Source organism: Phycisphaerae bacterium, assembly GCA_035384605.1.
In the GTDB taxonomy this organism is placed as follows: Bacteria; Planctomycetota; Phycisphaerae; order UBA1845; family PWPN01; genus JAUCQB01.
This window is the reverse complement of record DAOOIV010000034.1, coordinates 1-14959: the sequence shown is the minus strand read 5'-3', so window position 1 is coordinate 14959 and position 14959 is coordinate 1. Positions and strand designations below refer to the sequence as shown.

General features: G+C 62.1%; 12 protein-coding genes. 3 read left to right on the top strand and 9 right to left on the bottom strand.

Annotated elements, in window-relative coordinates:
• Positions 1-880 precede the first annotated feature (880 nt).
• The 3 genes from cydB to PLL20_09715 form a co-directional block, all read right to left on the bottom strand.
• Positions 881-1912, bottom strand: coding sequence for a cytochrome d ubiquinol oxidase subunit II (gene cydB / locus PLL20_09725; protein HPD30262.1), 1032 nt, complete (start codon positions 1910-1912; stop codon positions 881-883).
• A 4-nt stretch (positions 1913-1916) separates the two neighbouring features.
• Positions 1917-3374 carry a cytochrome ubiquinol oxidase subunit I gene (locus tag PLL20_09720; GenBank protein HPD30261.1) on the bottom strand — a complete coding sequence of 486 codons (1458 nt, stop codon included), beginning with the start codon at positions 3372-3374 and terminating at the stop codon, positions 1917-1919.
• A gap of 179 nt (positions 3375-3553) precedes the next feature.
• Complete coding sequence (locus tag PLL20_09715) at positions 3554-4003, bottom strand: hypothetical protein (protein HPD30260.1); 450 nt, start codon at positions 4001-4003, stop codon at positions 3554-3556.
• Positions 4004-4229: 226 nt separating this feature from the next.
• On the opposite strand from PLL20_09715, the gene lpdA reads away from it, so the two are divergent.
• Together lpdA and PLL20_09705 are read left to right on the top strand one after the other, a co-directional pair.
• The gene (lpdA, locus tag PLL20_09710; protein ID HPD30259.1) at positions 4230-5663 is read left to right on the top strand and encodes a dihydrolipoyl dehydrogenase; all 1434 of its coding nucleotides are present in this window, start codon (positions 4230-4232) and stop codon (positions 5661-5663) included.
• Positions 5664-5940: 277 nt separating this feature from the next.
• Complete coding sequence (locus PLL20_09705; protein ID HPD30258.1) at positions 5941-6276, top strand: zinc-ribbon domain containing protein; 336 nt, start codon at positions 5941-5943, stop codon at positions 6274-6276.
• A gap of 83 nt (positions 6277-6359) precedes the next feature.
• On the opposite strand, the gene PLL20_09700 is transcribed toward PLL20_09705, so the two are convergent.
• The 6 genes from PLL20_09700 to PLL20_09675 form a co-directional block, all read right to left on the bottom strand.
• Positions 6360-7382: a hypothetical protein gene (locus PLL20_09700; GenBank protein ID HPD30257.1), complete on the bottom strand. Its 1023-nt coding sequence runs from the start codon at positions 7380-7382 to the stop codon at positions 6360-6362.
• A 34-nt stretch (positions 7383-7416) separates the two neighbouring features.
• Complete coding sequence (locus PLL20_09695) at positions 7417-8052, bottom strand: RNA polymerase sigma factor (GenBank protein HPD30256.1); 636 nt, start codon at positions 8050-8052, stop codon at positions 7417-7419.
• A gap of 182 nt (positions 8053-8234) precedes the next feature.
• Positions 8235-8891 (bottom strand): hypothetical protein, encoded by a 657-nt coding sequence (locus tag PLL20_09690; GenBank protein HPD30255.1) that lies wholly within the window; start codon positions 8889-8891, stop codon positions 8235-8237.
• A complete protein-coding gene (locus PLL20_09685; protein HPD30254.1) occupies positions 8888-10975 on the bottom strand; it encodes a hypothetical protein in 2088 nt (695 codons plus the stop codon). Before PLL20_09685 ends, PLL20_09690 begins: the two co-directional genes overlap by 4 nt.
• A gap of 72 nt (positions 10976-11047) precedes the next feature.
• Complete coding sequence (gene pyrH / locus PLL20_09680; GenBank protein HPD30253.1) at positions 11048-11770, bottom strand: UMP kinase; 723 nt, start codon at positions 11768-11770, stop codon at positions 11048-11050.
• A gap of 248 nt (positions 11771-12018) precedes the next feature.
• Positions 12019-13368 (bottom strand): 3-deoxy-7-phosphoheptulonate synthase class II, encoded by a 1350-nt coding sequence (locus tag PLL20_09675; GenBank protein ID HPD30252.1) that lies wholly within the window; start codon positions 13366-13368, stop codon positions 12019-12021.
• Positions 13369-13585: 217 nt separating this feature from the next.
• Between PLL20_09675 and PLL20_09670 the strand changes: the two genes are divergently transcribed.
• Positions 13586-14791: an aldo/keto reductase gene (locus tag PLL20_09670; protein HPD30251.1), complete on the top strand. Its 1206-nt coding sequence runs from the start codon at positions 13586-13588 to the stop codon at positions 14789-14791.
• Positions 14792-14959: the final 168 nt, after the last annotated feature.

Here is a 14959-nt window from a genome sequence, read left to right as displayed (position 1 = left end):
GAGGGGGTAAACGGCTTTACGCCATTGTGAAAGCGGTGCAGGCATCGGGTAGAAGATGCTTATCAGGGGTTCCTGACTTCTCCGGCATCGTTGTAGCAGCAACCAAGTCGCTCCAAGACTCTTGGTCGGCGACTCTCGCCGGCGGCCGCCGCGTGTCCAACCGGGTGCCCCATTCCGAGGAGTCCCGACTTCCCCGCCAGCCGGGGGACAGAAAAGGGGGGCTCAAGCCAAGGGATTCCGAGGGGGATGGCAGGCCAGTGGGACGATCGCAACCCCTTTTCTATCAATCGTTTAGGTCATTTTTTGGGTTCGTTTGGCGCGGCGATCCGGCAACTGCCCGGGTCTGGCGGGGAAGCCGGCCGTGCTTGGGCGGAGGTTCTCTATCTTGACTTTTGGGTTCGTTCGGCTGGGACGGGGTAAGACCGGAGGTCGTTTCCAGCCCGGCAGTCCGCCAGAGTAGGGCTGCGAAGGCGAACCGCCTTTCTGCGGGCCGCAACCCGGGGGCACTGCGATTCAGCAACGTGCGCGCAAGCCGCACAGATCGCCGGCCGTAAGGTATCAATATATCAAAGAGCCCGGAACCGCAGGTGCCCGCCGGGTGCGGGCAGAGGATCTCCGCTGATTTCGGTGACGACATAACACGATGGCATGCTCCGGCGGTGAGCGTGTGTGCGGAGCGGCGTGGAGGAGGGATGACCCCCGGCCCACCTTGGATGGGGCACACAGGACTCGCCTGGCGTCCTGTTCATCGTCTATCGGGACGGTACTCTCTGACGGTCGTGGTTCTGAAAGGGCCACGTTGCCTCTCATGAAGGCGCACGGGCTGTAAGGCATCTGGTTTTCCCTCCTTTGGGCAGTGATGCGGCCGGGGCGCGCCCCATCAGTAGCTGTGCCGGCCAAGCTGAACCTTGCCGCGGAAGACCCAGTAGATGACAGCGGTATAGGCCAGGACGAAGGGCATTCCGATGACGGCGATGATGAGCATGATGGTCAGCGTCCGGGCCGATGAAGCGGCGTTGTAGATCGTCAGGCTGTACCGGGGATCGATGCTGGAGGTCACAAGGTTGGGGCTCAAGGCAATCGAGAACAGGAAAATGAAAGCGGCGATCGTGCAGCAGGACGAGACGAAGGCATATCCCGGCCGTCGAAGGTAAATGGCCCGTGGAATATTGGCGATGGCCAAGACGTTGAGCACCACCACGCCCCAGGCCCAGGGGTGAGCGGCGAAATTGCGGATGGCGTCGGGCACTGTGGCCAGGGTGAAGATCGTCGTCAGGAGGTACAGGACGAAGAAGACACCGAAGGTGTGCCACATCCAACTGGCGATGCGTTCCTGCAGCCGTCCCTCGGTCTTGAGGTACAGGTAGAGGGCCCCGTGCATGGCGAACATCGCCACGGTGAACAGTCCGATCAGCAGCGGGTAGGGCCGGAGCAGATCGAGAAAAGAACCGACAAACTCCATATCCGGGCCGATGGGCATACCGATCATCGCGTTGCCGACGGCCACACCGAACAGCAAGGCAGCCAGCAGGCTGCCCGCAAAAAAACCGAAATCCCAGATTCGTCGCCAAGTTGCCGACGCCGTCTTGCCGCGGAACTCGAGCGACACAGCCCTGAAGATCAGCGCCAGCAACAGGGCCATGAAGGCGACGTACAAGCCCGAGAAGACTGTGGCGTAAGCATGGGGGAACGCCGCGAACATCGCCCCGCCGAAGGTGACCAGCCATACTTCGTTGCCGTCCCAGAGCGGTCCGATCGAGTTCATCAAAACGCGGCGTTCGCGGTCGTCGCGGGCGGCAAGGTGCAGAATGCCCACGCCCAGATCGAAGCCGTCGAGGATGGCATACCCGGTCATGAGCACGCCCAGGAGCACGAACCAGATCTGGCACAGTGTGTCGTGGGTGAGTTCCATGGCCTTATTCCCGGCCTCCGGTATCTACGGAGCGTCCTGGCTCAGACTCGGTCATCGATACGCCTTTTTCGTGCCCGGCGAACCGTGCGGCCGTGTCGAAGAAGCCCTTGCCGTCGGCCGTGTCACCTGCCGCCTCCTCCGGGCCGGCTTTGATCTTGGCATTGAGCAGATACAGCCAGATGCCGAACAGGATCAGGTAGATCAGGCTGAACATGACGATTGACCCAAGTACTTCAGCGGCACCAACCGAGGGGGAGGCCGCGTCGGCCGTCTTGAGCAGTCCGTACACGATCCAGGGTTGCCGGCCGATTTCGGCAGCTGCCCAGCCCAGCTCATTCGCGATGTACGGCCCGATGACGGCGAACACGAAAACCCACATCAGCCACTTCTTGTTGAACAGCGTCCCTCGCCACCACAGGACGGCCGCCAACACGGTGATGCCGATGAAGAACATGCCAAGGGCGACCATGATATGGTAGCAGTGGAACGACGCGGCCACCGGCGGCCATTCGTCTCTGGGGAATCGGTCCAGGCCGGTCACCTCGGCTTTGGCATCGTTGTGCATGAGGAAGCTCAGCATGCCGGGGATCTTGAGACCCGCACGCACCTGCTGCGTCTGCTCATCCGGGAAACCAAACAGATAGAGCGGGACTCCCCTGGCGGTCTGGAAATGCCCCTCGAATGCGGCCATCTTGGCGGGTTGAGTGTGATACACGTTCCTGGCTTGGGAATGGCCCGAAACCAGAGCTGCCAGAGACGCAACGAGGGTCACGCCCAGGGCAGCGGCAAAGGATCGACGGGCAAACGTCTCGTGGCGTTTCCTGAGGATGTAATACGCCGTGATGCTCGTTACGAAGAAAGCACCAAGGATAAACGCGCCAATCCACACGTGGACCAGTCGTTCAACGGTCGAGGGATTGAAAACGACGGCCCAGAAATCCGTGATTTCGGCGCGGATCTGTGTCCGGCCGCCGATGGTCTGTTCGACGAGGTGAAACCCGGCGGGGGTCTGCTGCCAGGAATTGGCGACGACGATCCAAATGGAGGAGAAGATCGAGCCCAGCGCCACCATGAGCGCGGAGAAGAAATGCATCCGCGGCGAGACGCGATCCCAGCCGAACACCAGGACGGCGAGGAAACCGGATTCGAGGAAGAACGCGAAAATGCCCTCAGCGGCCAGAGCGGACCCAAAGACATCGCCGACATAACGCGAGTATGTCGCCCAGTTGGTTCCGAACTGAAACTCCATGACAATGCCGGTGACCACGCCCATCGCGAAATTGAGAGCGAAGATCTTCGTCCAGAATTGGGCCGCGGACTTGTAGCCGGCATCCCCCGTCTTGAGCCACGCTCCTTCGAGAATGACCAGCATCGCTCCCAGCCCGATGGTCAGGGGCGGGAAGAGATAGTGAAACATGATCGTCAGGGCGAATTGGACACGAGATAGCCAGATGACGTCCATGGAAGAGAGTTGTGAGTGATCAGTTCTCAGTTTTCATTTTTCAGACGCTGAACCACGACAACAGAATAGCGGGAATGGGTTGGGTGTAAAGGCCTTTTAGCGATCGTTCAGGGCAAGCGGCGTGGTGCAAAAGAGGAAGTTGACGACTCACCGTGCAATTGTCGGGTTGGGGATGCGGATCACGCCCGAAGCAGATCGCCTGGTTTCTGCCACCGGGACCGCTCGAAAGTGTATGGGCCGGTGACACCGAGTCGCATCGCGGCCACGACCTGTTCGCGCTCTCGCATCGTTTCGCAAAGCTGGCGGGGCAATTCATGCATCGGCACGGTATTCCGCCCCTGCATAACCGGAATGTCCCAGAACTTGACGACCGGTTCGTCCTCGCCGGCTGAACAGCGGACGTCGACTTCACCGGACCACTCGCCGCACACATCAACCGTGGTCAGGATCGTGACCATCGGGCGTTGGGCCCTCCAGTCCACCGGCGACGCGGCGACCAGAACAATTCGATCCCGCTGAGCCTTGCGAAGGTACATCCGGGCCGATTTCACTTTGAGGCCCGCCGTTTCGCAAGCGGCAACGATGCGTCGCTTGACGTCTTCGGCAGGTTCGCGTCCTGCTCTGCTCATGGCTCACACTGCAAACCGGAATGGACCCAATCTCGCCTGCAACCGCCAAGCTTCTTCCCTGGCGCCATTATGGTGAAACAGTTGCGGGGCCACAAGTGTGCTTCACAAATGATTTTGATGTTCCGATAATATCCGGCACGGCAGTGTTGAGCGTTCCGCCATTGAGGCGAATTTCCGGCACGTAAAAGGCCCGACGCAGTGTGCGCTGAACGGAAACGGAGCAGAGATGAGCGAAAGCCCAAAGCAGCGTGAGAGCGACGTGGTGGTCATCGGGGCCGGACCGGGCGGTTACACGGCCGCGTTCCTGGCCGCCGACCACGGTCGAAAGGTGACGCTGATCGATGCCGGCGAGCAACCCGGCGGAGTCTGTTTGAACCGTGGCTGCATTCCCTCCAAAACACTTCTGCACATGGCGCGGCTTCTCTCCGAGGCCCGCGAGGCGGCCGATCGCGGCGTGTCTTTTCAGCGCGCAAGCGTCGATCTGGAGAAGCTGCGTGCCTGGAAGAACGAGGTCGTCTCCCGAAACGCCTCGGGCCTGCGGCAACTGGCGCAGGCGAGAAGGGTGGAAATGGTGCGGGCCCGCGCTCGGTTTCTCGGTTCCCGCGTGCTTCGGCTCACGGACGCCTCCGGCGACGACCTTTGCCTCGGGTTCAACCACGCGATCATCGCCACGGGGGCAAGTCCCGCGAGACTGCCGGGACTGACCGTTGAAAGCGATCGGATCATGGACTCGACCGCCGCTCTGGAGTTGCCGGAAATCCCGGGTTCGCTTCTGGTCATTGGCGGGGGCTACATCGGTCTGGAAATCGGCACCGTTTACGCCGCGTTGGGCAGCCGAGTCACCGTGGTAGAAATGACCGCGGATCTGCTGCCCGGTGCCGATCGCGACCTGGTGCGCATCCTGCATAATCGCTTGAAAAAGAGCTTTGCGAACATCATGCTGAAATCGAAGGTCGTATCTCTCGCCGAGGCCGGTCAGGGAATCTCCGCCACGATCGCGACCGAGGGGGCCGATTCGCCCACTCAACAGGTTTTCGATCGGGTCCTGATCGCCGTCGGCAGGTTGCCGAATTCCAGCGAGCTTGATTTGGAGCTTGCCGGCGTTGAGGTGGACCGTCAGGGCTTCATCCGGGTCAGCCAACAACTGCGGACCGGGAATGAGCGAGCGTTTGCCATCGGCGACGTGGCCGGCGGTCTCATGCTGGCCCACAAGGCTGCTCATGAAGCCCGCGTCGCCGTCGAAGTCCTCGCCGGGAGGGATGCTCGTTCTGTCCCTGCGGTCGTGCCGTGCGTGGCGTTCACCGATCCGGAGGTGGCCTGGGTCGGGCTGACCGAGACCGAGGCCGCTGCCAAGGGCATTCCTTTTGAAGCGGCCAGATTTCCGTGGGCGGCGTGTGGCCGGGCCGCAAGCATCGGCCGAACCGACGGCCTCACCAAGATCCTCGTATCCCCGGATGACAAACGCATCCTGGGCGTCGGCATCGTCGGCACTGGTGCCAGTGAACTGGTGGCCGAGGGTGTCCTGGCCATTGAAATGAAGGCCACTGCCCGGGAGGTCGCCCGCTGTATCCACGCCCACCCCACCCTGTCGGAGACAGTCGGAGAGGCTGCCGAATCAGCTCTCGGAATTACGCCCCATATTCTCCGGCCTCGGCGGTGAGCCGGAGGAGTCTTACGTCAACTCGAAACCCTGCCAAGGTCGGGCATCGCCGCGAGTTGACCGGCGGAGGTTTTTCGGGCATACTTACGATCTGCCGGTGAAATGGGTTCACCGCTCTTGGACTGCGGGCCACTCGGCCTTGAGGGGCGGCGAAAGACGCCGACCAACCCTTTGCAGGTATTCAAATGGTTCCCCTCCTACCCGGGATTCCCGCTTCAATCAGGTTCGGCGGCCATTCAGGAATGGTCCGTCTCCTCTAGACGGAGGCAACTCCACCATGTCGTTCGAAGACAAAACGATCGTGTGCTCGGACTGCGGCCAGACGTTCATCCACAGCGCCCAGGACCAGGCACGCTACGCCCAGCGTGGCTTCACCAATGAGCCCAAGCGCTGCCGCGAATGTCGTGACAAGCGCAAGGCCCAGGGTGGCAGCGGGCGTTCCGGCGGCGCCAGCGGGAACCGGAGCTTCAACGGCGGCCGCGGGGATCGTCCTCGGCGGGAGTCTTTCCCGGCCACTTGTGCCGAATGTGGGGCTCAGACAACCGTCCCATTCAAGCCGGTCCAGGATCGGCCGGTATACTGCCAGGATTGCTTCCGGGCGAGAAAACGCTAAGCGCCGCTTTTGCCGGTAAAGCCGCTTGAATCGGTTTCGATACACAAGGCGGACGGGGGGGAGGGTCTGCGCGCCCGTGCGGATCACGGCACCAAGAGGGTGTCGGTGTCGCCGAAGGGTCTCTCGACGCCCGTGTAGTGGGTAAGCCGACCGGCACGGTAGATGTTGTCCTGATCGACACCAATCGTAGGCCGGGTGAACCAGCCGCCCGTCCCACCCACGTAGACCGCGTTCTGACCGGCGCCGTTCTCGTGGGCCAGCGAGTTGGCAGCATTATCATCATACGGGCTGATGCGATGACCGCCTCCGCGCCCGTCGAACAACGGATTGGCGTCCGCGGCGATCACCATCTGCGGATCCATCTTCTCGACCCGCCACCCCTTCAAGACATTCATGAGCAACAGGCTGTAGGAGACGTTTGCGGGCTCGGCGAAATCGTCGAACCGCTGATAATCCCGGGCGATCATCGGGCGTGCGTCGGGCATACTCGGGCAGATGAACACGCGCGGATCGTCGTTGGGAATAAGCCCCTGCCGGAGCAGAACGAACATGGCCCTGGTATTGGAGTAGCGAGGCACGTTGGGCGTGCGTGTGCGGAGCCACGATGCGTTGGGCATATACCCGAAATATGGAAGATAGCCGTCGTTCTGCTGGGCGTACGCGCTCATGCCCAAGGACACGGTGCGCAGTCCCCAGCGACATGCGTTCCGCCGGGCGATGTTCTGAGCCTTCTGGTATCCGGGCACGAATACTCCCACGAAAAGGGTGATGCAGGCAGCGATAGCGATCAGTTCTCGCAGTGACAGCACCGACCGGCCCGAAACACGTCGCCCCTCCACAGGCGATACGGGGGTCATTTCCTTGAAAGGAATCGGCCTGGTGCGTTCGTCGATTCGGGCCATAACCGCATCCGCCAAGTCGGCGGACGGCTCGGGGACCTCCACGGCATCGAGGAGTCCCAGGAGGGTACGCAAGGCCCGGCTTTTGGCCGCCAGGTCGGCCGACGTTGTCACGGCCTCTTCAACCTCCCGGGCCTGCTCCGGATCGAGCCGATTCAACTGAAGGTCCAGCAGCTTCGATTCAATTGTCTGCGAGTCGTCTTGCATCGTCCTCAACGTGCTCCTGCCCGTCCGACCATCGTCAAACAGCCTTTAAGCCTTTTGGGGCGGAAGGCCCGCCGACCGATCGCTTTCCTACCGCGGCCTTGTAGGCTTTTCCGAAAGTGGCCACCGCGGCGTGCAACCGGCTTTTGACGGTCCCCAACGGGACATTAAGGATCTCCGCGATCTCCCGGTACGGAAACTGATGGTAATAGCTCAGCACCAGCACCTCCCGAAGGTGATCCGGCATCCTTGCCAGAACCGCGCGAACTTGCTCGCGTTCTTCCATGCTTTCAAGCCCGGCCACCGGGTCGGCCGAATTATCGGCCATGAAGTCCCGGAAAGTCTGCCCGGTTTCCTGGTCGGCATTGCCGACGTGTGCATCGAGCGGCACTTCAGGTTTTCGCCCTCGGCTCCTGAGACAGTCGCGAGCCTTATTTGCCGCGATGGTGAACAGCCACGGCTTGAATCGCCGAGACCGGTCGAAGCTTGCGGCTGCCAGATGCACCTGGAGGAACGCTTCCTGAACGACGTCCTCCGCCAGCGCCTGGCTACCGGTAAACCGGACCAGAAAGCGAAACAGCTCATGACTATGCCGCCGGACCAGCAGCTCGAACCGGTCGGGCAGGCCTTCAACATGTTCGGCCAGCAACTGCTCGTCCGAAGGCGTCGTCACCGCTTCAACAGTTCCTTACGATTGGACTTGCGCTTTGTTCACCGCACGGTTGGACAACGACCTCATAATAGATCCGTGTCCGTCGACGGTCAAAGTGAGGCAGCAGACGTGCCGCCATAACATTCGTGGCAACAGAGGGTTGAACCCGTTCGACCATTATCGGCCCCCGAAAAGATCTTGGGTCAGCTTTCCGGCTTTTGTTCCACTTGCGAGCCGGCAACCGGCCCCTCGGTCCGTTGTCCTTTTCGCCGCCGCTCGCGCACGGTACGGACGAGCACCCAAAGCCCAAAAATGATCGCCGCACCAAGAAGGGGCAAGAGCTTGAAGCTGGGGGGCGGGGGCACAGGCAGCGTAACGCCGGGCACGATGACCGTCCTGTCGTCGGCAAACTTGATGGTGACTTTCCCTTTACCGACCAAGGCTCCCTTGGCGGTGAGTCGCATGGCAAAAAGGTGCTGCCCGCCGGGCGGGATACCGGGGTTAGGAGGCTTGCGTCTGGCGATACAGACTCCGGGCCTGTCAGGAACGCCGACGTTCACCAAGTAGGTGCATTCCTGTTCCCACCCGGCCGGAGGGATGATCTGGAAGAGGTCGGCGTGATAGTGCGGGAATTCAACCTCAACGATCGCAAGCGAGTGTTTGTTGATCACCGTCCATTCGTAGTTTTGCCGTGTTTCGTCGGCGCCGCCCCTGATTTCAACAAGCTGGTCGGCTGACTGCGCGGAGTCGGCGAAGGAGGGTGCCGCATCCGTCACGACGAGCAACGACAGGAACAGAACTGCATATGGGCAGAGCCGGAATCGCTCGGTGCCCCGATGAGCAGGATGGTTTCGCGTCATGGACCGCCCCTCTGGGTAATCACCTCCGGCCGGCTTTGCGAAAACAAATCCGCAAGCCGATAGACGGTGACACCGTCGCCATTATACACCGGCTCGAACCAACGTTGGTCATTGAATTGCGGCATGATCCCGAAACGCTTCCGCTCGGCCAAGCCGACGAAGACGTATCGGACGCCCCACGTTTCAAGTTTCGCGTGCGCTTCCTCGCTGGACGGCGTGTAGAAGGCTTGCATGACATCAGAATAAGCCCGCCTCATGCTCGCGGGATCCTTGGGGCTGAACACGACCACATGAGGGGAATTCGGCTTCGACGCGCCGATGCGTCGGTCGGTCAAGGCCGCCAGATCCAGCCTGCAATCGGGGTCGCCCTGGATGACGGCATCGGTCGGCGTCGACTCCCGCAAGAAACGGATCGCCCCGGACTCAGGCATGAGTCGTCGTGACTCCCAGATCGTCCTGACTGCGGTCAACGGTGCTTCGTACAAACCCACCGGTAAACCCAGCGACGCGCCGATGACCGCCAGACCAACGCCGATCCGCCGAACGCGCCGACGCAGAAGATCGGCGTTGAGCAGGGATCCGGCCATGCCGGCCAGCAAAGGTGCCGCAGCCATCGGTGCGATCCGAAAACCATAGTCGATGGCATTGACCTCGCTGCGAAAGGTGAACATCAGTACGGCTCCCGAGAGCCCAACCAGGATAAGCAGCTTCACGCCCGGATCCGCCCACAGGACACGCCAGAAGGTCCCTGACACCAAGAGGCAGGCGAGTGCCGGCAGCCCAAGCTCGACGATCAGCAGCCAAGGCGCGTCGGCATAGTTGGCCAGCGGCCCCGCCGGCAGCAAGCGACCGAAGATCGCAAAGGGGAATCTTTCCCAGGAGGTTGTCAGCCCGCCGGGGTAACGGCTGCTCATCTCCTTGTAGCCCCATGCCTGCCGGCCCATCAATGCCAGACCAAGCACGCCGATTACCACGATTCCCGCCAGCACCCGCTTGAGGCTCGTGCGGTCCTCGCGGGCAATCCGCCACAGGAAGAGAACGGCGTAGACGGCCGCCGCCGGGAAGATCACGATGGCCAGATGAGCACTCCCGCCAAAGATCGACGCCGACAACAGCGGCGCCATCAGGAGCCACCACGTGCCGCGCGGCGACAGCCTCAGCCAGATTGCCGCCAGCGTCAACCCGACGACGGCGAAGACGTGTTGCGGGCACCAGAAGTACTGCGTAGTGAAATTGTGGACCCGCCAGGCCACCGGACACCAGGCGTCCAACGTGACCACCAAGCTTCCGCCGGTCGCCGCCCTGATCAGTACGGGGACGATATCGAAGCCGCCGACCAAGCTGACGAACGCAGCCGCGAGCGCGCTGCATCTCTCGTCCCTTGTGATACTGCCGGCCAGCGAAGAGGTGAGATGGATCAGAATTGCCGCGAGAAGCGCGGACGTCAGGCCAAAGGCGAGGGGAATCGATACCTTGTTACCGGTCATCGTCCGGAGCGCGGCCGGCAGGAGGTAGTAGTACTCATAGTAATAGTACGGCGTGTCGGCTTCGGCCCTATAGAAACAACTGTGCAATGGAAGCGGATGCCGCTCGAGCGAGAGCATGACGGCGTGGTGTTTGACGTAGTCGTGGGCACGGGTGATGGTGACGTTTCCCACCTGACTGGGCAGCCAGAACGAGAGGAACACGCAACCCGACGTCCAGATCGTCATTGCCGCGAGCAGCAGGCGATAGCGACGGGACGTGGACGCCGGTGGAGCTTCCCGGGGGCGGATGTCTTTCCGAACGGCCACCGCCAGGACCAGATTGAGGCCGCAGACGAGCGCCACGATCGCCCATCGGGCATTGGTCAAGCGCCAAGCCCAGCTCAGAGGAACCGGCATGAGAGCCGCAGATGCCGCCACCATTGCCCACTTTGAAGTGCGAAGCGATTCCAGGCCGGGCAACAGGCAGAGGAGCGACCGCCCCGGCAGCCACAGCACCAATATGGCGGCAGCAGGCAGCGAGATCCACGGAGTCGGCACGATGCAGGCTGCGGTCGCGAGAAGAATCATGGCGAGCCGGCTGGTCATGATCAGGTCCATACACCCAACCCGTCGGCCATCAAGGCGATTTGGGCATCGGCTGCCGCCATTTTGCCGGGTGGACGACGCCGGTCACGAGATAATCGTCCCCACGCGCCGGCCTGTGGCCGCCCGCTTGAGATTGCCGGCCTTGTGCAGATTGAACACCACCATGGTGACGCCACAGCGCTGGCACATTTCCACCGCGCTGAGATCCATGACCGCGAGCCGCTTGTCGATGACGTCGTCGTAGCTGAGCTTCGGATAGAACATGGCCCGAGGATCTTTCTTGGGATCGGCGCTGTAGACGCCGTCGACCTGGGTCGCCTTCAGCAGTGCATCGGCGTCGATCTCGACGGCCGCGAGAGCGGCGGCCGTGTCGGTGGTGAAGAACGGGCGTCCACTGCCGCCGGCCAGAACAACCACGCGGCCCTTGTCGAGATGCCCCTTGCAGCGATGCCGCGAGAACGGTTCGCACAAGCCCGTCACGCCCAGGGCGGACATCAAGCGGGTCGGCACCTTTTTGTCCTCCAGGGCCTCCTGCAAAGCGAGACCGTTGATCACCGTGGCCAGCATCCCCATGTAATGAGCGGTTGCCTCGGGGATGGCGGACTTCCTGGAAAAAGCCCCGCCGCGAAGAATGTTGCCCCCGCCGACCATGATCGCCAACTCGACACCCGTGCGATGAACGGCAACGATTTCGCGGGTCACGTAATCCAATTGTTCCGGATCGATGCCGGCGCCGCCGCGCCCGCCCAGGCCCTCGCCACTCAGCTTGAGCACCACTCTGGAAAAAGCGACCTTCGTCCTGGCCACAATACATCACTCCCAAGACCGCGTACCGCTCGCCCCAGAATCCTTTCTGGGGCGGTTTGCACCGAGGACTCTCATCCTCATGAGCAGTGAACGCCGAACGGATTCGGCCGGCCAGAACGGCCCGGAAGGGATTCCGGGCCGAGCGGCCAAAGCACATCACTCCCAAGACCTCGTTCCACTGGAGACCGGGGATCGAACCTCGGTGTCCAACGGCCGTGACCTTAATCACATCATCGGCATCCGGCAAGTCAGAACCGTTGAGATTGGAGCAGCCGGGCGATCAGGAACGCCATTTCCAGGCTCTGCGAGCAGTTCAACCGCGGATCGCAATAGGTCTCGTAGCGTCGCGCGAGGTCGCCGCTGGTCAAATCGCCCGCCCCGCCGATACACTCGGTGACGTCGTCGGCGGTCAGTTCAAAATGTACGCCGGCCAGGCGGCTTGCCTGGCGCCGGTGGACTTCGAACGTCCTCCGCAACTCGTCGAGCACCACCGAGAAATCGCGAGTCTTCCTTCCGTTCTCCAACGTCACGGTGTTGCCGTGCATCGGGTCGCAACTCCAAACCACGTTCCGGCCGGCGTTCCGAACCGCCCGAATCAGCGGCGGCAGCCGTTCCTCGACTCGCCCGGCCCCCAATCGCGTGATCAGGGTCAAGCGTCCTTCGTCGTTGTGCGGGTTCAACACGTCCACCAGGGCAAGGAGCTCTTCCGGCCGCATGGCCGCATCTACTTTCAAGCCGATCGGGTTGGCGATCCCGCGGAAGTACTCGACATGAGCTCCGTCGACCTGACGGGTCCGGGCCCCGATCCACAGCATATGCGCTCCCAGGTTGTACCAGCGTCCCGAGTCGGGGTCCTTGCGGGTCATCGCTTCCTCATATCCCAGCAGAAGCCCTTCGTGCGAGGTGAAGAAATCGACTCGGCCCAGAACGTCGGACCGTGCCCCGCCGAACGATTCCATGAAGTTGATCGCATCGAGAATCTGGTCGAGGACGGCCTTGTACTCGTTCCAGTTGCGGCTGTTCTCCATCGAGCTGAGGTTCCAGGTATAGGGGTGTCGCAGATCCGCAAAGCCTCCGTCGATCAGCGCCCGGATGTGATTGAGCGTCGCGGCGGCGTAGAAGTAGGCGGAGACGAGTCGCTGCGGGTCGGCGGCGCGAGCCTCGGGCGTCGGCTCGACAGCGTTGACGGCATCGCCGCGGTAGACGGGCAACTCACGGTCGTCCGCGATCTCAGTCTCATTGGACCGGGGCTTGGCATACTGCCCGGCGAAACGGCCGATGCGCACCACGGGTCTGCGGACGCCGTAGGTGAGAATGACGCTCATCTGGAGCAGGATTTTGAGCTTATTGGCAATACTCTCGGCCCGGCAGTCAAGGAACCGCTCCGCGCAGTTGCCGCCCTGAAGAATGAATGCCTCGCCGCGGCCGGCACCGGCCAGCCGGGCTCGGAGGTTGTCGACTTCACCAACCGCAACGAGCGGAGGGCAGTTTTTCAGCGCGCACAATGCCGCTTCATATGCTGTTGCATCAGGATACTGTGGTTGCTGAGCGGCCGGACAGCAACGCCACCCGGCCGGCTCCCATGGCTTGCCGGTCATTGCGGATTCCTGAAAGAGACTGAACACACCTTGCTGTGCCGATATCGCCCGGATGCCCCGAAACCGGACGCCGGGCCACGGTCCAGACCTATTGTACCCGTCGTCATCGCTCTCGCCATCCCGGGACAACGCAACACGGCCGGGTGGTTGGTTTTGAATCGCAGCTCTGCCGGTTTATACTGACCGCGTCGCGAACTGATTTTGGAAAGGGGTAACCATGAGCCACGCATCGCACAATACCGTGAGCCGGCGCGATTTCCTCCGAACAACCACCTGTGGCGCCGCGGCCATCGGGCTGGGACCGATGGCTTCGGGGACTCTGGCCGCATCGACAGCCTCGCAGCCGGCCAAGACCTTCAAGAAACCTTCGTTGCCTTACGGCAAGCTGGGCCGGACGGATTTCCCGGTGACGCTGATCAGCTTCGGGGCCATCCGCATTGCCGAGAGACTGGGCACGCGCATTGCGAAAGGCGTGATTGACGCAGGAATCAACCTGATACACACATCCTCCAGTTACATGGGAGGCAACAGCATCGCCGCCATCGCGGACCTCTTCAAAGCGGACAAGAGCTACCGGGAGAAGGTCTTTCTCTGCCTCAAGAGCTTCAACCCCGACAGCGAGAAGGAAATCGACGAAATGCTCATGACGCTGGGCACGGATCATACCGACGCCCTGCTGACCACGTTCGAGAACGCCGACCCCCGCCGGCTGGAGGCCATTCAGAAGCAGCAGGAGGCGCTGATCAAGAAGGGCAAGCTCAGGCACACCGGTTTCGTTTGCCACGGCGACCTGCACGGGGTCATGGAATTGACCATCGAGAAAGCCCCGAGGTTCTTTGAGGTGGCGCTTCTGGCAATGCGGATGCTGCCGCTGGGCAAGAGCAGCATCTCCGATGAAAGCAAGCGGTTTCTGAAAAACCTCAAGACCTTCCGCGATAACGGCGTCGGCATCCTCTCGATGAAGAGCGGCGCCTGGAGCGCGCTCGAACATGGCGCGGACGTCTTTCTGCCTCACGCCAAGGCCGTTCTCGAAGCCGGTTGTGACAGCGTATTGACCAGTGTCAACCGCTTCGATCAGATCGACATGATCAAAACGCTGGACCTGAGGTCGCGGCACATGACGGAGGATGAGAAGAAGGCGGCGGCCGAGTTCCTCGACGGCCGCCGCCAGGCCTGCCTGATGTGCGCCCGTTGTCGAAAGGTCTGCCCTCAGGGGCTTCCGGTGAGCGATCTGATGCGGATTCGGATGTACAACGACGAGTATGGCTGGCCGGACCATGCCGGCAATGAGTTCGCGAGGCTCGGTCTCGACGCGAATCGTCTGGCCTCGGCCTGCGGCGACTGCACCGCGTGTGCTCAGGCCTGCCCCATCGGCCTGGCCGGCGCCGAAGCTGTCCGTCACGTGGCGGAGATGTTTGTGTAGCCACTCATGGGCCGTGGCGGGGACTGGGGGCCGGCGAATAGCGGCCTACCAGTGAGAACTGAACACCGCTGACTTGCTCGCGGTGGGTTCGTTTCGTGCGGCACAGCGGGAAAGGCAGGTCGCCGCTTCGCTGTGACCTGCCCTACGTGCCCGTGCCGGGCGGCCGCG

Coding starts and splice junctions, on each gene's coding strand:
- cydB (HPD30262.1), bottom strand. CDS start 1,912: ATGGAACTCACCCACGACACACTGTGCCAGATCTGGTTCGTGCTCCTG.
- PLL20_09720 (HPD30261.1), bottom strand. CDS start 3,374: ATGGACGTCATCTGGCTATCTCGTGTCCAATTCGCCCTGACGATCATG.
- PLL20_09715 (HPD30260.1), bottom strand. CDS start 4,003: ATGAGCAGAGCAGGACGCGAACCTGCCGAAGACGTCAAGCGACGCATC.
- lpdA (HPD30259.1), top strand. CDS start 4,230: ATGAGCGAAAGCCCAAAGCAGCGTGAGAGCGACGTGGTGGTCATCGGG.
- PLL20_09705 (HPD30258.1), top strand. CDS start 5,941: ATGTCGTTCGAAGACAAAACGATCGTGTGCTCGGACTGCGGCCAGACG.
- PLL20_09700 (HPD30257.1), bottom strand. CDS start 7,382: ATGCAAGACGACTCGCAGACAATTGAATCGAAGCTGCTGGACCTTCAG.
- PLL20_09690 (HPD30255.1), bottom strand. CDS start 8,891: ATGACGCGAAACCATCCTGCTCATCGGGGCACCGAGCGATTCCGGCTC.
- PLL20_09685 (HPD30254.1), bottom strand. CDS start 10,975: ATGGACCTGATCATGACCAGCCGGCTCGCCATGATTCTTCTCGCGACC.
- PLL20_09675 (HPD30252.1), bottom strand. CDS start 13,368: ATGACCGGCAAGCCATGGGAGCCGGCCGGGTGGCGTTGCTGTCCGGCC.
- PLL20_09670 (HPD30251.1), top strand. CDS start 13,586: ATGAGCCACGCATCGCACAATACCGTGAGCCGGCGCGATTTCCTCCGA.